The sequence below is a fragment of the Sphingobium chungangianum genome, assembly GCF_977014255.1.
In genome coordinates this window covers 182,281-199,998 of sequence record NZ_CDRNIV010000006.1, presented here as the reverse complement: position 1 = coordinate 199,998, position 17,718 = coordinate 182,281, and the positions used below count along the sequence as shown (strand labels likewise).

16 protein-coding genes, 1 tRNA gene and 1 riboswitch are annotated in these 17,718 nt (G+C 62.3%); of the genes, 10 read left to right on the top strand and 7 right to left on the bottom strand.

The window, feature by feature from the left end; all coding sequences use genetic code 11:
* Positions 1-328 precede the first annotated feature (328 nt).
* Both ACWNC0_RS07845 and ACWNC0_RS07840 read left to right on the top strand, forming a co-directional pair.
* Complete coding sequence (locus ACWNC0_RS07845) at positions 329-1,318, top strand: UbiA family prenyltransferase (RefSeq protein ID WP_449470775.1); 990 nt, start codon at positions 329-331, stop codon at positions 1,316-1,318.
* Between the two features lie 11 nt (positions 1,319-1,329).
* A complete protein-coding gene (locus ACWNC0_RS07840) occupies positions 1,330-2,031 on the top strand; it encodes an HAD family hydrolase (RefSeq protein WP_449470773.1) in 702 nt (233 codons plus the stop codon).
* A 27-nt stretch (positions 2,032-2,058) separates the two neighbouring features.
* On the opposite strand, the gene ACWNC0_RS07835 is transcribed toward ACWNC0_RS07840, so the two are convergent.
* Positions 2,059-2,502: a DMT family transporter gene (locus ACWNC0_RS07835; protein WP_449470771.1), complete on the bottom strand. Its 444-nt coding sequence runs from the start codon at positions 2,500-2,502 to the stop codon at positions 2,059-2,061.
* Between the two features lie 33 nt (positions 2,503-2,535).
* Positions 2,536-3,660, bottom strand: coding sequence for a hypothetical protein (locus ACWNC0_RS07830; RefSeq protein WP_449470769.1), 1,125 nt, complete (start codon positions 3,658-3,660; stop codon positions 2,536-2,538).
* A 286-nt stretch (positions 3,661-3,946) separates the two neighbouring features.
* On the opposite strand from ACWNC0_RS07830, the gene ACWNC0_RS07825 reads away from it, so the two are divergent.
* The 7 genes from ACWNC0_RS07825 to gltB all read left to right on the top strand — a co-directional run bounded on the left by ACWNC0_RS07825 (position 3,947) and on the right by gltB (position 14,993).
* Positions 3,947-5,446 (top strand): pectate lyase, encoded by a 1,500-nt coding sequence (locus ACWNC0_RS07825; RefSeq protein ID WP_449470768.1) that lies wholly within the window; start codon positions 3,947-3,949, stop codon positions 5,444-5,446.
* Between the two features lie 53 nt (positions 5,447-5,499).
* Positions 5,500-5,628: riboswitch (yybP-ykoY riboswitch) on the top strand.
* Positions 5,629-5,728: 100 nt separating this feature from the next.
* A complete protein-coding gene (locus tag ACWNC0_RS07820; protein WP_449474569.1) occupies positions 5,729-6,307 on the top strand; it encodes a TMEM165/GDT1 family protein in 579 nt (192 codons plus the stop codon).
* A gap of 89 nt (positions 6,308-6,396) precedes the next feature.
* Positions 6,397-7,344 (top strand): complex I NDUFA9 subunit family protein, encoded by a 948-nt coding sequence (locus ACWNC0_RS07815; RefSeq protein ID WP_449470767.1) that lies wholly within the window; start codon positions 6,397-6,399, stop codon positions 7,342-7,344.
* Positions 7,345-7,518: 174 nt separating this feature from the next.
* Positions 7,519-8,328, top strand: a complete 810-nt coding sequence (locus tag ACWNC0_RS07810; RefSeq protein WP_449470765.1) for an undecaprenyl-diphosphate phosphatase — start codon at positions 7,519-7,521, stop codon at positions 8,326-8,328.
* Positions 8,329-8,491: 163 nt separating this feature from the next.
* Positions 8,492-9,943 carry an NAD(P)-dependent oxidoreductase gene (locus tag ACWNC0_RS07805; RefSeq protein WP_449470764.1) on the top strand — a complete coding sequence of 484 codons (1,452 nt, stop codon included), beginning with the start codon at positions 8,492-8,494 and terminating at the stop codon, positions 9,941-9,943.
* The gene (locus ACWNC0_RS07800) at positions 9,940-10,476 is read left to right on the top strand and encodes a hypothetical protein (protein ID WP_449470763.1); all 537 of its coding nucleotides are present in this window, start codon (positions 9,940-9,942) and stop codon (positions 10,474-10,476) included. The genes ACWNC0_RS07805 and ACWNC0_RS07800 overlap by 4 nt, the downstream gene beginning before the upstream one ends.
* Positions 10,473-14,993 (top strand): glutamate synthase large subunit, encoded by a 4,521-nt coding sequence (gene gltB / locus ACWNC0_RS07795; RefSeq protein WP_449470762.1) that lies wholly within the window; start codon positions 10,473-10,475, stop codon positions 14,991-14,993. The genes ACWNC0_RS07800 and gltB overlap by 4 nt, the downstream gene beginning before the upstream one ends.
* Before the next feature lie 81 nt (positions 14,994-15,074).
* On the opposite strand, the gene ACWNC0_RS07790 is transcribed toward gltB, so the two are convergent.
* Complete coding sequence (locus ACWNC0_RS07790; RefSeq protein WP_449470761.1) at positions 15,075-15,557, bottom strand: hypothetical protein; 483 nt, start codon at positions 15,555-15,557, stop codon at positions 15,075-15,077.
* A 151-nt stretch (positions 15,558-15,708) separates the two neighbouring features.
* On the opposite strand from ACWNC0_RS07790, the gene ACWNC0_RS07785 reads away from it, so the two are divergent.
* A tRNA-Leu gene (locus ACWNC0_RS07785) sits at positions 15,709-15,795 on the top strand.
* A 358-nt stretch (positions 15,796-16,153) separates the two neighbouring features.
* Here the strand turns inward: ACWNC0_RS07785 and ACWNC0_RS07780 are convergent.
* The 4 genes from ACWNC0_RS07780 to ACWNC0_RS07765 all read right to left on the bottom strand — a co-directional run bounded on the left by ACWNC0_RS07780 (position 16,154) and on the right by ACWNC0_RS07765 (position 17,606).
* On the bottom strand, positions 16,154-16,339 hold the full coding sequence (locus ACWNC0_RS07780; protein ID WP_449470759.1) for a hypothetical protein: 186 nt from the start codon (positions 16,337-16,339) through the stop codon (positions 16,154-16,156).
* A complete protein-coding gene (locus ACWNC0_RS07775) occupies positions 16,336-16,527 on the bottom strand; it encodes a hypothetical protein (protein ID WP_449470757.1) in 192 nt (63 codons plus the stop codon). The genes ACWNC0_RS07780 and ACWNC0_RS07775 overlap by 4 nt, the downstream gene beginning before the upstream one ends.
* Positions 16,528-16,642: 115 nt before the next feature.
* Positions 16,643-17,014 carry a DUF6481 family protein gene (locus tag ACWNC0_RS07770; RefSeq protein ID WP_449470756.1) on the bottom strand — a complete coding sequence of 124 codons (372 nt, stop codon included), beginning with the start codon at positions 17,012-17,014 and terminating at the stop codon, positions 16,643-16,645.
* A gap of 253 nt (positions 17,015-17,267) precedes the next feature.
* Positions 17,268-17,606 (bottom strand): hypothetical protein, encoded by a 339-nt coding sequence (locus ACWNC0_RS07765; protein ID WP_449470754.1) that lies wholly within the window; start codon positions 17,604-17,606, stop codon positions 17,268-17,270.
* Between the last annotated feature and the right edge of the window lie 112 nt (positions 17,607-17,718).

The window sequence follows — 17,718 nt, the reverse complement described above, 5'->3', positions numbered from 1 at the left end:
CCTGCGGTCAATGCCGCTGACGGCTCGCCGGAGATTCGGGTTGCGCCGCGATTGCCCACTTGCGGAGCCGGGGGGGTCGGTCATCCTGCCGCCCGGAATTGCCATATGGGTCAAGGCTCTTTCGGGACAGAATGCCTCTGATCCGTATCCAAATGCGTCGCGCTTCTGCCCCCTTTGAACCGGGGGCGCCTCTGGCCTGACCCAGGCCCCTATGGCAATAATATCGGCAACATCGTGGACGATAATGGACAGCAAGTAACGCCCGTTTCGCCGCCCAATGCCGCGAACGGGATGAGCTTATCTGCATGCCCCGAAGGAGCAGTAAGTGATGATCAACCAGTCTGACGCCACCGCCCGTGGCGCCATTGCATCCCAGGCGTCGCTACGCGATTATCTTTCGATCGCGCGCTTCGACCATATGACGAAGCATGTCTTTATCATCCCTGGCATTGTGCTGGCCTATGCTGTCCACCATGGCGCGGCGCATCTGTCGATCGATCGCCTGCTATTGGGGTTTGCGAGCGCCATCCTGATCGCGTCGGCCAATTATGTGATCAACGAATGGCTGGACCGGGACTTTGACGCCTTTCATCCGGTCAAGTCGCAGCGCACCGCGGTTCATCAGGCGCTTTCGCCGACGCTGGTCTATGCCGAATATCTCGCCTTGCTGCTGCTCGGGCTGTTGCTCGGCTATCAGTTGGGGCAGCTGTTCTTCGTCGCCTCGGTAGCGTTCGGACTTTCTGGCATAAGCTATAATGTCGAGCCGATCCGGACGAAGGACAAGGTCTATCTGGATGTCATCAGCGAGTCTGTGAACAATCCGATCCGTCTGGTGCTGGGCTGGGCCATGGTGGACCCGACCGCCCTGCCCCCGGCCAGCCTTTTCATCGCCTATTGGGCAGGCGGCGCGTTCCTGATGGGCGCCAAGCGGCTGAGCGAATATCGCGATGTCGTCGCGGATCAGGGCGTCGAGATGCTGCACCGCTATCGCAAGTCGTTCCGCAGCTATACGAGCGAGAACCTGACCGTATCCTGCTTCCTCTACGCCATGCTGTCGGCCTTTTTCATTGCGGTGTTCCTGATCAAATATCGTCTTGAATATATCATCGCCTTTCCCTTCATCGCGGGCCTGTTCGCCATCTATATGTGGCTGGCGTTGCGGCAGGGATCGGTGGCGCAGCGGCCGGAACGGCTGTTCCGTTCGCGCCGCCTGCTCGCCGCGACCGGCCTTGCCGTGTTGGCGGTGGTGGTCGCCACCTTTGTCGACCTGCCGTGGCTGAGTTCGCTGTCGCAGCCCTATCTCATCAAGGTCGGTTGATCGGGTCCGGCATGGCGGCGCAGTCCATCCCGATCGATTGGAGCGCGATCGACCTCGTCATCTTCGACATGGATGGCACGCTCTACGATCAAAGGTGGCTGCGCGCGCGGATGCTGGCGGCACTGCTGCGGGATGCGATCGCCCGGCGAAGCCTGGACACGCTGCTGACGCTGCGTTCCTTTCGCCGTTGTCGCGAGGCGCTGGCCGAAGGGTCGCAGGATTTCCTGGCCGATCAATACAGCATTCCGGCGGCCGAGAGGGGCTGCACCCCCGAAGAGGTGCGCGGGCTGGTCGCTGAATGGATGGAAGAGCGGCCGCTGTCCATGCTTGCCGCCTGCCGCCGTCCGGGTATCCAGCAGCTGTTCCAGGCGATAGCGCGCGAGGGTAAGCGGATCGCGATCTTTTCGGATTATCCCGCGGTCGCGAAACTTGCGGCGCTGGACCTGACCGCCGACTATATCGTCGCGGCCACTGATCCCGACGTTGGCCGTCCCAAGCCCGATCCAGCAGGTCTTGAAAAGCTGTTGCGCCTGTCGGGTGTCGCAGCCGATCGCGCGGTGCTGATCGGCGATCGGGTCGAACGGGATTGGGCGGTGGCCGCGCGGTTGAACATGCGCGCGCTGATCCTGTCGCGGGGCGCATCAGGCGAGGTCGAGCGGTTCCGTTCCTTCGGCGACGCGCTGTTTCAGCCGCTGCTCATGAAAATGGCGTGATGATGGTCCTCTCGTGGGGACCGGGAATCAGAGACGGGACGCCTGTTCGAGCTTCCCGGAAAGCTGTTCCGGCTTGTCCGTCGGGGAGACGGAGAAGCCGATCAGCACCACGCCGAAGACGATAGACGCAACGCCGACAAGCTTGGTGGTCGATATCGGCTCACCAAGGATGAAATAGCTCGACGCCACCGTGATGACGAGGCCCAGCCCGATGAAGGGGTAGGCGGTGGAGAGATCGACGCGCGCCAGAACCAGCAACCATATGAGCGCGCTTAGCACAAAGCAGCTGAGCCCGAGGATGACCAGAGGCGAGGTCGCGATCACCATCGCCGTGCGGAACAGCGATTGCTCCGGCTGGGCCAGAGCGCTCTGCACCGCCGCGCTCGACATGCCGATCTTCAGGATCAACTGCGCCGCCGCAGACAGGAAGACGCTTGCAAGTACCAGTCCGAGGAGCATTGCCTTTGCCATAAAACGCCTTTCCTTTTCGCCGCCGCTGATGCCTTAGGAATGTTCGGGAAATGCCGCGATCGGGGCGGAGGATTTTGCCGCACCACGCACCGGACGGTTCGAGGTATCTGATGCCGCGCCCAGTCGCGACCGCGCCATGCTCTCCACAGCGCCAAGCAGAAACAGCGGCATCGAGAACATCACGATGCGGCCGACATTATATTGGACGTCCAGCGCCAGCGCGAACAGGAACAAGGCGATGACGCCGCCGATGTCGCAAAAATAGACCATCGGGTCCCGGCTCGGCCGAATTGCGGTCCACCACAGGATGATCACGACGATCGGGGGCCAGAGATTCTGATAGGCACCCTTCATGCCGAAAAGATGGCGGATCGAACGGATCATCCCCGAAACATAGGTGCCGGGATCCCGTTGATTGTCGAGGCCCGGCATGGCGAGGGTGAGGACCGTCGCCGCATAGGCTGCCAGCGCGACGGCGGCGACGCATGCCATGACGAAATAGACCTTGCGATGCTCCACCACGAACAGCATGCGGAGGCTCGCGCCAAAGAAGGCGATGAGCGCCACCTTTTCATTGACGATGGTCCCCAGGATAACGGCGGCGGCGAAGATGGCGATCCTGCGCTCGATCATCGCGATGGCCGCGATCACGAGCGGCAGCGTCGCTATGCCGTCGGCGGAGCCCATGCCGAGATAGCGGGTCAGCAAGAGGAAGATGAGGGTGGCGGAAAAGGCCCAGCCCACCGAAACATTGCGCCAGAAGGCGAGATAGAGGCCGACAAGGCAGGCGGATATCGCCGCATAAGCCGCGTTGGCCGCGCACATCGCCTGCAAGGCCCTTACATATTCCGGCTGCATCATGACGGGCGCGTGATGAATGCCCTGACCCGAAAACAGGATGACCGGCAGCTGGTAGAAGGGTGCGGCGAGGATTACCGAACCGATGCGGTATACGTGCGGGCTGGGTGGGATCTTCCCGCCCGGCTCGCCCAGCACCCACAGCAAATAGCGCGAATAGTCATCATAGGACATCGTGCCATAATAGACGGTTCGATAGACCTCGAAGAACATCGGCAGGACAAGCGCCACGAGCATGGTGGCCATGAATATCGGGGCGAGGTAGGTTCCGCCGCGCCGTTCCTTAGAGTGCATTTCCAAGGCCATCCCCCACCATCCCTCAGTTCAGCGCCGCCGTGGAGATCATCGGCCGGGACAGGTTGATCGTGATGGCGCGCAGAGCACGGCGGACGGTCACGAAACTTTCCCATGGCTTTGATCCATCCCGATTTTCTACAGGAGCCCCACTGGGTCCACACTTGCGATTTCGGACAAAGGCCACTCCTTGGGGGGATCGCTTTTCCTCCCCGGATAGGTCCGGAATAGTTGTTTCGATTTGCGGCGCTTTGGTGATCATCGGGGCATGAAATCGGCGCGAGAAACAGGCATGGCCGGGGAAATCGTTCCCGCCGGGCACATCAGGCGGCATCCCTTGCCCGCGGGCGGGGAGCTGTCGATGCGCGCCTGGGGTCTGCCGAAAGCGGTCGCCTTATTGCTGGTGATCATGCCCGTAGCCGCCGAGGCCAGGACCCTGGAGGCCTTTCCCGGAGCGGTCGGCTATGGTCGGTTCACCCAGGGCGGGCGAGGCGGCGCGATCATAGCGGTGACGAGCCTGGCCGACAGCGGGCCGGGAACATTGCGGGCCTGCATCGATTCGCGGGGGCCGCGCACATGCGTTTTCCGGGTCGGCGGGGTCATCCGCTGGACGACCGAGCGGCCGGTGATCCGCAATCCCTATATCACGATCGCGGGGCAGACGGCGCCCGGCGGCGGCATCCTGATCACGCATGCGGGCGGCCGATACGGTCTGACGCCCCTTGTCGCCAAAAATACGCATGATGTCATCATTCGCCACATCAGGGTGCGGCTGGACAATCGGGGGGACACGCGCGCTTCCGACAGCGGGATCATCTTCGAGAAGAGCAGCAACGTCATCATCGACCATGTCAGCGTGTCGTGGTCCGAGGATGAAACCGTCGGCGGTCAGGGGCAGAACGACAATATAACGATATCCAATTCCATTCTTGCCGAGGGATTGCGTCGGCACGATAAATGCGCGCTTCTAAGCAGCGATGCCACAGGCAGCCAGAAATTGACGTTCATCGGCAATATCTGCGCCCATAACGGCGACAGGAATCCTGACGTCAACTTCTTCCCCGGTTCCTGCGTCGATGTGGTCAACAACCTTATCTACAATGCGCGTTCCGATTTCGTCGAAGTTTGGGAACAGCATGGCGGAAGCCCCGTCAATATCGTGGGAAACTATTTCAAGGCTGGACCCAATATGGTGCCCGGGCGATACATTATCGCTCGCCAGTCGGTGAATTCGACCGGCCGCGCGCAGATATATGAGGCGGGCAATTATATCGATGGCAGGATCGTCCGGGAGCCGCCGCCCTATGTGCGCGAAGCGATGGTGCAGACGCCGTCATGTCCCATCGGCGCCCCGGTCATCGACGCCAGGCAGGCCTATCATCGCGCGCTGACGACGGCCGGGGCCTTTCCCCGCGATACTGTGGACACACGGATCGTGAAGGAGGTGAGGCAGGGCACTGGCAAGATCCGCCATGAGCCCGGCATCCTTCCCGAGATAGCCGATGGAACGCCTTATGCGGATTCCGACGGAGACGGCATGTCCGACCAATGGGAAAAGGCGAACGGCACCGACGCGACCAGAAACGACGCCTGGGAAGATGCGAACCGCGACGGGTGGAGCAATCTCGACGAATTTCTGGATTATGCGCATCGCCAGGCGCTGGCGGGCTCCAGCCTCGCGGAAAGACAGGAAGATCAAGACAAACCCCGGACTGTTACGGCGTGGGTGGTCGCTCTGACCGTCGCCGCGCTCGCTGGGCTGGGCGGCCTTTTGAGAGCGGCGATGATGTGAAGCCCTCCCCCGCCCTTCCCGCCATTGCATACACCACCAATCTCTCCTAAAGGCAGGCCGTCATCTGGGGAGTAGCCAGCCGTTCGCTTAGTCGAACGGGCCGTATGTCAACATATTTGGCCGAGAGGCCGTGGCATGCGGGATATGGGAAGCCAAGGCGAACGCCTTGAGCGGGCCGTATCGGGCGAGACCAATGGCATCGGCTCTTCCCTGTCCGGCCGGGCGGGAAGAGGCGGTGGCATTGCGTCTTCAACCCTTCGCCCGGCCCCGGATATAGTATCGATGGACGCTCTCTTCACCTCTACCGCACTGGTCGCGCTCGCCGAGATGGGCGACAAGACGCAGTTGCTGGCTATGCTGCTCGCCACCCGCTTCAGGAAGCCAGTGCCGATTATTTTCGGCATCCTGTTCGCCACGATGGCCAATCATTTCCTGGCGGCGCTGGTTGGGCATTCGATCGCGGGCGTGTTGACGCAGCCTTGGTTCCGCTATGCCGTGGCGGCGAGCTTCATCGCGATGGCGGGATGGACGCTAATCCCCGACAAGATCGATGAGGACGAGCCACTGAAAGCGCCGTCCAAGGCGGGGGTCTTCGGAACGACGCTGATCGCCTTCTTCCTGGTGGAGATGGGCGACAAGACGCAGGTCGCGACGGTGGCGCTGGGCGCGCAGTTCGACAATGTGCTGGCGGTGACGGCGGGCACGACGCTGGGCATGATGATCGCCAATGTGCCTGCGGTGCTGTTTGGCGAAGCGCTGGCGAAGAAGGTGCCGATGCGCGCGTTGCAGATCGGCGCGGCGCTGCTGTTCCTGGGCCTTGGGCTGTGGATGATCGCGGACCTGCAAGGCTGGATCGGTTAAAAAAGGAACAGGGACCGCCGCCCGGCTGTTGTCAGCGGGCGGCGGCTGTTGCAAGGGGAGCTAAGTCATTTTCCCCAAGCAGGACAGGCATGGAACGCGTGATGAAGGACAATCTGGTTACGGTGTTCGGCGGCGGCGGCTTCCTTGGCCGACAGGTCGCCCAGGCCCTGATGGAACGCGGCGCGCGGGTGCGCATAGCCCAGCGCGACCTGGCGAGCGCTTTTCGCATCCAGCCTCTGGGCGCGCTGGGGCAGAAGCAGCTTGTCGCGGCCGATATTCGGAATGCGCAGAGCGTCGCACGGGCGATTGCGGGGAGCGATATCGTCATCAATCTGGTCGGCGTGCTGAGCGGCGACCTGGAAGGATCGCATCATGACGGCGCGGCCAATGTAGCGAAGGCCGCGGCGGAAGCCGGGGTCAAGGCGCTGGTCCATGTGTCGGCCATCGGCGCGGATGCGGAGAGCCCTTCGGCCTATGGACGGTCCAAGGCAGCGGGCGAGGCGGCGGTTCGGGCAGCTTTCCCTGCCGCGACGATCATTCGTCCTTCGATCATCTTCGGGCCGGAAGATCAGTTCCTCAACCGCTTCGCCGAGCTGATCAGCCGCCTGCCGGTGGTTCCGGTGATCGGCGCCGATACGAAATTCCAGCCGGTTTATGTCGCCGACGTCGCGCAGGCGATCGTCAACGCGGCAGCGGACCCCGGCCTTCACGGCGGCAAGACATTCGAACTGGGCGGCCCGCGACAGCTCAGCATGATGGAGCTGAACAGCTGGATCGCCAAGGCCATTGGCCGCCATCGCAGCCTGATCGCGGTGCCTGCGCCGATCGCATCGACCATCGCGAGCTTTGGCTGGCTGCCGGGCGCGCCGATCACGCGGGATCAATATGCGATGTTGCAGAAGGACAATATCGTGTCGGCGGGCATGCCGGGTCTTGCTGATCTGGGCGTGTCCCCCACGCCGATGGAGGCGATCGCCGATAGCTGGCTGGTCCGCTACCGCCGCCATGGCCGCTTCGCCGGGCGCGTCAAGGCCTGACCTGAGCGCGCGAGCCATCGCCGCCTGCCAGCTGTCGATGGAATGACGGGATGGCGCGGCGATGAGCGTTGCCGTGCATTGCACGCGCGTCCCGCATCTGCACAATAAGCGCGATCTTTCCTCCGCCGGGTTCCGCGCGGATTTCCCTTTCCAGTTCAAGGACCAGAGCCGCCCATGGACCTCCATTTTCTGACGGTCATCCTGCTTGGCATCGTCGAGGGGCTGACCGAATTCCTGCCCGTGTCCTCCACCGGGCACCTGATATTGGCGAGCGAACTGCTGGGTTATGACGCGGCGACTTGGGCGATGTTCAACGTCATCATCCAGCTGGGCGCGATTTTGGCGGTGGTGGTGCTGTACTGGCGGACGTTTTGGGCGGTGGCGATGGGGCTGCTGCGCAAGGAACCCATGAGCTGGCGGTTTCTGCGCAACCTGCTGGTCGCCTTTCTGCCGTCCGTCGTGGTCGGGCTGGCGATGCATGATTATATCGAAGTGCTGCTGGGTGCGCCTCAGGTGGTTGCCTGGGCGCTGATCATCGGCGGCATCGCCATATTGGCGATCGAGCGGATGGCGAAGGATAACCGCTTTCACGGCATTGCCGACATCCCATTGGCGCGAGTGATCGGCATCGGGTTCATCCAGTGCATTTCCATGATCCCGGGGGTTAGCCGGTCGGGCGCGACAATCATGGGCGCGCTGGCGCTGGGCGTCGAGCGGCGGACGGCGGCGGAGTTCAGCTTCTTTCTGGCTATCCCGACGATGCTGGGCGCATCGACGCTGGAGCTGCTGAAAAAGGGTAGCGACGTGACCTCCGCCACGGTGGGCTGGGGCAGCATCGCGCTGGGCTTTGTGGTGTCCTTCATCGTCGCGCTGCTGGTTATCCGGTGGTTTGTTGGCCTGGTTTCTCGGCAGGGCTTTGTCCCCTTTGCCTGGTATCGGATCATCGCTGGGACGGGCGCGCTCATATGGCTGTGGTTGAGGTAGGACCGAATCGGTCATAGATTTAGCCTTACCGATCGCCCGCTCGATCAAGCGTGCTGGAAATAGTCTCAGTTTAGGTCAGCTATCATGACCTTTATGCTCGAATCCGCGTGACTTTGGCGGTTTTTCTGCTATGTGAGCCCTGAACAGATTTTAGGGACTCATCATGGCTGACAATCCGATGCTGAAATTCGTGGGAACGGGCCAAGCCTATCCCGAGAAGCGTTCGGCCGACGATCGCGCCGACGATTTCCTGGAGATCAGCAGCAGCTTTCTTCTGGAGCGAGCGGAAGAGCAGGCGGCGCGTTGCTCGCAATGTGGCGTGCCTTATTGCGCGACGCATTGCCCGTTGCACAATCATATCCCCGACTGGCTGCGCCTGACGGCCGAGGGACGGCTGCGCGAAGCCTATGAGCTGTCGAACCTGACCAGCACGATGCCGGAGATCTGCGGCCGCATCTGTCCGCAGGACCGGCTGTGCGAAGGCAATTGCGTTATTGAGTTTTCGGGCCATGGCGCGGTCACGATCGGCTCTGTTGAAAAGTTCATCACCGACACCGCCTGGAAAGAAGGCTGGGTTGAGCCGCTGGTTCCTGGCAAGCCGCTGGGTCAGTCGGTGGGCGTGATCGGGGCGGGTCCGGCGGGGCTCACAACCGCCGAATATCTGCGCGTGGCGGGCTATGAGGTGCATGTCTATGACCGGCACGACCGCGCGGGCGGGCTGCTGACCTATGGCATTCCCGGCTTCAAGCTGGAAAAGGATGTGGTCATGCGCCGGGTCCAGCGCCTGAAGGATGGCGGCATCGTCTTCCATGAAGGCTTTGAGGTCGGCCGCGATGCGTCGATGGAAGAATTGCGCAGCCGCCATGACGCCATCCTGATCGCCACCGGCGTCTACAAACCGCGCGACATCAAGGCGCCGGGGGTCGGCGCGCCGGGCGTGGTCAAGGCGCTCGACTTCCTCATCGCTTCCAACAAGGCCGGGTTCGGTGACGCAGTGCCGGAGCATGAGGACGGATCGCTGCATGCCAATGGCAAGAAGGTGGTCGTCATCGGGGGCGGTGACACGGCGATGGACTGCGTCCGCACGGCCGTGCGTCAGGGTGCGACTTCGGTGAAGTGCCTCTACCGCCGCGACCGGGAGAATATGCCGGGCTCGCAACGCGAGGTTCAGAATGCGGAGGAGGAAGGCGTCGAGTTCGTCTGGCTTTCCGCCCCGATCGCGTTCGAGGGCACGGAACATGTCACCGGCGTCAAGGTGACGAAGATGCGCCTCGGCCAGCCCGACGCTTCGGGCCGCCGCGCGCCGGAGGCCGATCCGGGCACCGAACACACGCTGGACGCCGATCTCGTCATCAAGGCGCTAGGCTATGATCCCGAAGAGTTGCCCAAGCTGTTCGGCGCGGAGGATCTGTCGGTCACCCGCTGGGGCACGCTGCGCGTCGATCACAAGACGATGATGACGTCGATGGACGGCGTGTTCGCCGCTGGCGACATCGTGCGGGGCGCTTCGCTGGTCGTATGGGCGATCCGCGACGGCCGTGATGTGACCGAGCATATGCACCGTTATCTGAAGGCGAAGGCCAAGGCTGCGGTCAGCGAGAGACAAGCGGCATGAGGCTGATTGCTATCCCCCTGGCCCTGGCCTTTGCAGTCGCACCAGCGAGCGCCCAAACCGGCGACCGGCTGGCCGCCCTCGCGGCTGCGCGCGACCTGCTGGTGGCCACCGACTTTGAGCGGCAGATGGAACAGACGGGTCTGGCGATGGCTACTACTGCTTTCGAACATAATGTCGTCCAGCAAGAATCGAAGTTGGGCATCACCATGCCCGCCGATCTGAAACAGACATTACGCCGTGTCGTGAACGAGGAACTGGTAGCGATGCTTGCTGATATGAAGCGGACGGCGCTCGATGACGCGGCGCAGATCTATGCGGATTATTTCAGTGTAGCAGAGTTACAACGCTTAGCCGTCCTCCAAACTGATCCTGTGATGCGCAAGGCGCAAAGTGTCATGCCACAGATGATGCCGCGACTGGCGCAGATCGGCCTTAAGGCATCCAGCGAGCATCAGCCTGCTCTGGAGGCCAAAATCAAACAAGCGGTCGAAGAGTGGGCCGCGTCACAGAAGATCAAGGGAAGTTCATCATGACCACGGAAAGCGAACGCATCCGCCTCGCGCGTGAAGGCATGTACCGCCCAGAATTTGAAGGCGATGCCTGCGGCGTCGGCCTTGTCGCCGCGACGGATGGCCGCGCGAGCCGCCGCGTGGTCGCTTCGGCGATCGATGCGCTGAAGGCCGTGTGGCACCGTGGCGCGGTCGATGCCGATGGCAAGACCGGCGATGGCGCGGGCATTCATGTCGATCTGCCGGTGCGCTTCTTTGACGATGCGATCGCGGATTCGGGGCACAAGCCTCTGCCCAACCGGCTGGCTGTCGGCATGATCTTCCTGCCGCGCACGGATTTGAGCGCGCAGGAGACTTGCCGCACGATCGTTGAATCCGAGATCATCGAAGCGGGCTACACCATCTATGGCTGGCGTCAGGTGCCGGTTGACGTCTCCGTCATTGGCGAGAAGGCGCAGCGCACTCGTCCCGAGATCGAGCAGATCATGATCGCCGGGCCGATGCCGGAGGAGCGCGATCAGGTCGAGTTTGAGAAGGACCTTTACCTCATCCGCCGCCGGATCGAGAAGAAGGTGATCGCGGCGCAGATACAGGATTTCTACATCTGTAGCCTGTCGTGCCGGTCGATCATCTACAAGGGACTGTTCCTCGCGGAATCGCTGTCGGTCTTCTACCCGGACCTGCGGGACGAGCGGTTCGAGAGTCGGGTGGCGATCTTCCACCAGCGTTATTCGACCAACACCTTCCCGCAATGGTGGCTGGCCCAGCCGTTCCGCACGCTCGCGCATAATGGTGAGATCAACACCATTCGCGGCAACAAGAATTGGATGAAGAGCCACGAGATCAAAATGGCCTCGCTGGCCTTCGGGGATCACTCCGAAGACATCAAGCCGGTGATCCCGGCTGGTGCGTCGGATACCGCCGCGCTCGACGCCGTGTTCGAGGCGATCTGCCGGTCTGGCCGCGATGCGCCGACGGCGAAGCTGATGCTGGTGCCGGAAGCTTGGCAGGCCGCTGCTGGCGAAACGCCACAGGCGCATGTCGATATGTATGAATATCTCGCTTCCGTGATGGAACCGTGGGACGGCCCCGCCGCGCTGGCGATGACGGATGGCCGCTGGGTCGTGGCGGGCGTCGATCGCAATGCGCTGCGGCCGCTGCGCTACACACTGACCGGCGACAACCTGCTGATCGTGGGGTCGGAAACCGGCATGGTCGTCGTGCCCGAAACCACCATCGTCAAGAAGGGCCGCATGGGTCCCGGGCAGATGATCGCCGTCGATTTGCAGGAAGGCGCAATCTATGACGACCGCGCGATCAAGGACCAGATTGCGGGCGAGCGGCCCTATGCCGAGTTGATCAAGGACTTCATGAAGGTCGGCGATCTGCCGCAGACCGCCAGCGCCCTGCCCGCGTGGGACAAGGCCGAGCTGACGCGCCGCCAGGTTGCCGCAAACCTGACGCTGGAGGATATGGAGCTGATCCTCGCCCCGATGGTCGAGGATGCGAAGGAAGCCGTCGGATCGATGGGTGATGACACGCCGCTGGCCGTCATTTCCGACAAGCCGCGCACGGTCAGCCATTTCTTCCGCCAGAATTTCAGCCAGGTCACCAACCCGCCGATCGACAGCTTGCGCGAACGGCATGTGATGAGTCTGCGCACGCGCTTTTCCAATCTGCACAACATATTGGAGCAGGATACGCAGAACAGCCATGTGCTGGTGTTGGAATCGCCGGTGCTGGTCTCGTCCGAATGGGCGCGGTTGAAGGCGCATTTCGGCCCGGCTGTGGCCGAAATCGACTGCACCTTCCCGGCGGAAGGCGGGCAGGAACAGCTGCGTGCGGCAATTGCGCGCGTCCGCGAGGAGGCGGAGCAGGCCGTGCGTGAAGGCCGCACCGAAATCTTCCTGACGGACGAGCATATCAATCCTGAACGAGTCGCCATTGCGGGCGTACTTGCGGCGGCGGCGGTGCACACGCATCTCGTCCGCAAGGGGCTGCGCAGCTATGCGTCGATCAACGTGCGCTGCGCCGAAGCGCTCGACACCCATTACTTCGCGGTGTTGATCGGCGTCGGTGCAACCACGGTGAACGCCTATCTCGCTGAGGCCAGCATTTCCGACCGCCATGCGCGCGGCCTGTTCGGCGATTTGACGCTGGAAGCCTGCTTCGAACGGTTCCGCGTCGCCATCAACGAAGGCCTGCTGAAGATCATGTCCAAGATGGGCATTGCCGTCATCAGCAGCTATCGGGGCGGCTATAATTTCGAAGCGGTGGGCCTGTCCCGCGCGCTGGTCAACGACCTGTTCCCCGGCATGCCCGCGAAGATTTCGGGCGAAGGCTATGCGTCGCTGCATCATAATGCCGTGCTGCGGCATGAGGCGGCCTATGACAGCGCGGTCGTGCGCCTGCCGGTCGGCGGCTTTTATCGCCAGCGCAATGGCGGGGAGAGCCACGCTTATTCCGCGCAGCTGATGCACCTGTTGCAGACGGCGGTCGGGACGGACAGCTATTCGACCTATCTGCAATTCTCGCGCGGCGTGCGGGATTTGCCGCCGGTCTATCTGCGCGACCTGCTGGAGTTCAACTTCGCGCGGGAGGCGGTGCCGATCGACGAGGTTGAGGCCACGACCGAAATCCGCAAGCGGTTTGTGACGCCCGGCATGTCGCTGGGCGCGCTGTCGCCGGAAGCGCATGAAACGCTGGCGATCGCGATGAACCGGATCGGCGCAAAGGCTGTGTCGGGCGAAGGCGGCGAGGATGCGACCCGGTTCAAGCCCTATGAGAACGGCGACAATGCGAACAGCGTGATCAAGCAGATCGCGTCTGGCCGCTTTGGCGTTCATGCCGAATATTTGGGGTCCGCCGAGGAGATCGAGATCAAGGTCGCGCAGGGCGCCAAGCCCGGCGAAGGGGGCCAGCTGCCCGGTTTCAAGGTGACCGAGTTCATCGCGAAGCTGCGCCACTCGACGCCCGGCGTGACGCTGATCTCGCCGCCGCCGCACCATGACATCTACTCGATCGAGGATCTCGCGCAGCTCATCTACGACTGCAAGCAGATCAACCCGCGCGCGCGGGTGTGCGTGAAGCTGGTCAGTCAGGCCGGTATCGGCACGGTCGCGGCTGGCGTGGCGAAGGCGCATGCCGACGTCATCCTGATCGCGGGCCATGTCGGCGGCACCGGCGCTTCGCCGCAGACATCGATCAAATATGCCGGCACGCCGTGGGAAATGGGGCTTTCCGAAGCCAATCAGGTGCTGACGCTCAATGGCCTGCGCCATCGGGTGAAGCTGCGCACGGACGGGGGCCTAAAGACCGGGCGCGACATCGTGATCGCGGCGATCCTGGGCGCGGAGGAGTTCGGCATCGGTACGCTGTCGCTAGTGGCGATGGGCTGCATCATGGTGCGCCAGTGCCACAGCAACACCTGCCCCGTGGGCGTGTGCGTGCAGGATGAGAAGCTGCGCGAGAAGTTCACCGGTACGCCGGAGAAGGTCATCAACCTCATGACCTTCATCGCCGAGGAAGTGCGCGAAGTGCTGGCGCGGCTGGGCTATCGCAGCCTGGACGAAGTGATCGGGCGCACGGAACTGCTGAAGCAGGTTAATCGCGGTGCCGAGCATCTCGACGACCTCGATTTGAACCCCATCCTGGCCAAGGTGGACGCGCCTGATGACCAGCGGCGCTTCAGCCTCACCGCATGGCGCAACGAGGTGCCCGACAGCCTGGACGCGCAGATGATGCGCGATGCCAAGGCGGTGTTCGAGCGTGGCGAGAAGATGCAGCTGACCTATACGGTGCGCAACACGCATCGTGCGGTTGGCACCCGTCTGTCGGCGGCGGTGACCGAGCGGTTCGGCATGTCTGCCCTAGCGGACGGGCACCTGACCGTGCGGCTGCGGGGGTCGGCCGGTCAGTCGCTGGGCGCGTTCCTGTGCAAGGGCATCACGCTGGAAGTCTTTGGCGATGCTAATGATTATGTGGGCAAGGGCCTGTCGGGCGGCACCATCGTCGTGCGCACGACGGTTTCCTCGCCGCTGACGAGCAAGGACAACACCATCATCGGCAACACCGTCCTCTACGGCGCGACCGCGGGCAAGCTGTTCGCGGCGGGACAGGCAGGCGAGCGCTTTGCCGTCCGCAACTCGGGCGCGCAGGTGGTGGTCGAGGGTTGCGGCGCCAATGGCTGCGAATATATGACCGGCGGCACGGCGGTGATCCTGGGCAAGACCGGCGCGAACTTCGGCGCGGGCATGACCGGCGGCATGGCCTTCATCCTGGACGAGGACGGCAGCTTCGAACGACGCGCCAACCCGGAAAACATCATCTGGCAGCGGCTGGAAAGCGCCCATTGGGAAGCGCAGCTAAAGGCGCTGATCGCCGAGCATGCGGTCACGACCGACAGCAAATGGTCGAACACGATCCTGGATGATTGGGATCGCTGGCGGCGTCATTTCTGGCAGGTTTGCCCCAAGGAGATGGTGCACCGGCTGACCCATCCTTTGAGCGATGCAAGCGCCGAGGTGGTGGCTGCGGAATAGGATGAGGGGGAGGAAAGGCAGAGCGCTTTCCTCCCCTTTTGCTTGGGTCAGCCAGTGCGTCGGGCCGCTGCGCTGCTTTGCCTAATAGGGAACGGGTGAAACGGCAGGCGCAGAATCGAATTTCGCGCCATTGCCTTGCGCCAGTTGCGTCGGCTGCGGCTGCGCATCGTCACCGTTCGCAAACCGGTCTATGTTGGCTGGCAGTCTGTGCATCGGCGATGGCGGGGCATCCTCAAGCGGTTGCCAATCGTCGGCTTGCTGATCCTGCGCTTCATAATGCTGCACAACCGGATCATCATAGCCGCTCCAGCCCGCAGTCATGCTTGCCATTTGCCGGTCTGCGAGGGTCGGGCCGCACCCCTTGCAGTTGATCTCCTGAGGCCCGGCGAGATCGGTGCTGCTTTCCGATTGCGTGACCGAGATGGGTGACGCGGGATAGGAGGAGGATTGCACATCGGTGAAGGACAGCCGTGGCGGCGTCGTCGCGTAGAGGCCAAGGCCTAGCCCACTGACCAACGCGGCCCCCGCGCTCGCCAGGCTGAACAACCAGAAACGGGGGGACATGCGACCTTCTCCTCTTCCGCGCTCGCCTGAATCATCGCCAACACCCGGCAAAAGAAACGCACATGAAGATCGGTTGTTGCATGGGTCCAAGGCCTTTGCTAAGGGCCGCCTCCTACCAAGGCACCGGCACCGCCGGTTTCCCTTCAGATGTGCGGTCGTGGCGGAATTGGTAGACGCGCAACGTTGAGGTCGTTGTGGCCGAAAGGCCGTGGAAGTTCGAGTCTTCTCGACCGCACCATTCAGTTTGACAAGGTAACTAATTTTCGCCTTCGGGCATGCTGGGCCTGCGAAATGGCGCAGTTCCGCAGGGTTTGGCGGCGTGGTTTTTGGGAACGTGGGTCGGAGATGCTATCCTCGCATCTGCTCAGGCTGCGTAGTTTTCAACCTGATCTAGAATTTATCTCCGCAACCCTATTGCCGATTTTGTTGCATCGTACGATGGTCGCGGCGGAGCGGCAGCTTCCGGCTCCCGCTGCCCGGAAAGTCGCAGTCAGCAAACGGCCATCCCAGAATGCAGGAGTTGAAAAAGCGGCTGGTCCGCAGCTAGGGCCGGAAATTTGGCGGCCGAACGGCTACAAAGGGTCAAACTCAGCGAATTACGCCTCGGCGAGCGCTTCCATTACTGCATCGAGGTCGCCCCTGACGACGATGTAATGCCCCTTTTCGAAATTAATGGCGCTGGCTTGATCAGTTCCTCTGTAACGTCGAACAAAGCTGACACGGTCTGCATTAATGGCGAGGACATCGCCATCGGGCGTCTCGAATTTGATGTAACCGTTCATGGAATTTCCGCCTCAGGGCCGGACGGAGCAGATCCGCCGCCTTTCTTGGCTTTATGCTTCGCAAGCAATTCGTCCAGTTCCGCTATACGGATGCGCTCCGGAGTATCCTTTGCAAGGCCTTTCAGCCTGCATTCGGCCCACAGGCTTCGGCGTTCCGACTCCAATGCCTTCTGATACAAATCGGCCATACTGTTCTCCAGAATTAGCGTGGATGCTGCGTGTCGGCACGTTGCCCTGAGCAACTCGCCCTGGACGGTGCGCGTCGGGCATCCTCGCAGCCCTCCTGCAGGAGGGCGGCATCAGCTATTTATTTCGAGCTTTGCGCGCAGCGTAGCGAGCATCCCGAGCGGCCTTCATTTCAGCAGCGCTGGGGGGCGTCAGCCTGGCGGCCTTGAGTGCTGCCGCAGCCTCAGCGGCGGCTTGTTTTTCAGCTTCCGCCGCCTGCTCGGCCGCTCTGCGTTCCGCCTTTTGAGCTTTGGCTAAAGCAGCGGCTTCAGCCTTGGCCGCCCGCTCGATTGCAATTGCTTGATCCTGCGCTTCGCGCGCTCGGCGCCGTTCCGCCATAACTGCCTCGTCGATGGGCGGCTTGGCTTTCAGTGCATCCAAGGCCTTTTGCTTGGCCGATCCTGCTGCGGCAATACGGTCTTGGAACGAGGGAGCTTTATAGGAAGGCAATGTTTATCCTTGAACATTCGATTTCGATGAGGCACCGCGTGTTGCAAAGGCACGTCGTATTTGCCGTTGAAGCCAGAGCCGCTAGCAAAAAACCTTCTTGATCTCAAGGTCGCGAGATTGCGCGATGCGAATGCGATCCCTTCGGTCTGATCCGCACTGCCGCTTTCTGACCACCGCTCTTCCATTCCCTGGGTCCAGGAGGTCATGACTCCTGTTATCGAACGAGGGACTGTAGCTCCGACAGTCCGCCCAATCAGCGTTGCTTCTTCGCGATGGTCGCCGTGAAGTCCGGATCCTTCTTCGCCACCCAGTCGACGAATTTGCGCACGTTGTGATTTTCCAACAGGCCCGCCACCTCCATCCCGTGGCGTTGAAGTTCGGAATTGGTGAAGTTGGCAATCAGCGTCTGCTGGCAAATGGAGTGCATCGGCACGACATCGCGCCCGCCGCGGCTCTTGGGTATGGGGTGATGCCAGACGATGGTCTTGCCGGTTGGTCGGCCGCACAGCCAACAGGGCACGGGGGCTTCAGGGGCCTCATCTTCCTGTGGGAGATGGTCATAGGGATCGTATTTCGAACGCTTGCGGGCCATGGGGTCGATTTAACCGCCTGATTGTCTGTCGGCTATAGCGATGCGCACTGCTGCATTATTCGGGCAAGTATATCGCTCCGCGCCTTGCCGAGAACTGGAATGGGAAACAGCG

What these genes read in the sequence shown, in the direction of transcription:
- ACWNC0_RS07845 (WP_449470775.1), top strand. Translation starts at nt 329, where the DNA reads ATGATCAACCAGTCTGACGCCACCGCCCGTGGCGCCATTGCATCCCAG.
- ACWNC0_RS07840 (WP_449470773.1), top strand. Translation starts at nt 1,330, where the DNA reads ATGGCGGCGCAGTCCATCCCGATCGATTGGAGCGCGATCGACCTCGTC.
- ACWNC0_RS07835 (WP_449470771.1), bottom strand. Translation starts at nt 2,502, where the DNA reads ATGGCAAAGGCAATGCTCCTCGGACTGGTACTTGCAAGCGTCTTCCTG.
- ACWNC0_RS07825 (WP_449470768.1), top strand. Translation starts at nt 3,947, where the DNA reads ATGGCCGGGGAAATCGTTCCCGCCGGGCACATCAGGCGGCATCCCTTG.
- ACWNC0_RS07820 (WP_449474569.1), top strand. Translation starts at nt 5,729, where the DNA reads ATGGACGCTCTCTTCACCTCTACCGCACTGGTCGCGCTCGCCGAGATG.
- ACWNC0_RS07815 (WP_449470767.1), top strand. Translation starts at nt 6,397, where the DNA reads ATGGAACGCGTGATGAAGGACAATCTGGTTACGGTGTTCGGCGGCGGC.
- ACWNC0_RS07810 (WP_449470765.1), top strand. Translation starts at nt 7,519, where the DNA reads ATGGACCTCCATTTTCTGACGGTCATCCTGCTTGGCATCGTCGAGGGG.
- ACWNC0_RS07805 (WP_449470764.1), top strand. Translation starts at nt 8,492, where the DNA reads ATGGCTGACAATCCGATGCTGAAATTCGTGGGAACGGGCCAAGCCTAT.
- ACWNC0_RS07800 (WP_449470763.1), top strand. Translation starts at nt 9,940, where the DNA reads ATGAGGCTGATTGCTATCCCCCTGGCCCTGGCCTTTGCAGTCGCACCA.
- gltB (WP_449470762.1), top strand. Translation starts at nt 10,473, where the DNA reads ATGACCACGGAAAGCGAACGCATCCGCCTCGCGCGTGAAGGCATGTAC.
- ACWNC0_RS07790 (WP_449470761.1), bottom strand. Translation starts at nt 15,557, where the DNA reads ATGTCCCCCCGTTTCTGGTTGTTCAGCCTGGCGAGCGCGGGGGCCGCG.
- ACWNC0_RS07780 (WP_449470759.1), bottom strand. Translation starts at nt 16,339, where the DNA reads ATGAACGGTTACATCAAATTCGAGACGCCCGATGGCGATGTCCTCGCC.
- ACWNC0_RS07775 (WP_449470757.1), bottom strand. Translation starts at nt 16,527, where the DNA reads ATGGCCGATTTGTATCAGAAGGCATTGGAGTCGGAACGCCGAAGCCTG.
- ACWNC0_RS07765 (WP_449470754.1), bottom strand. Translation starts at nt 17,606, where the DNA reads ATGGCCCGCAAGCGTTCGAAATACGATCCCTATGACCATCTCCCACAG.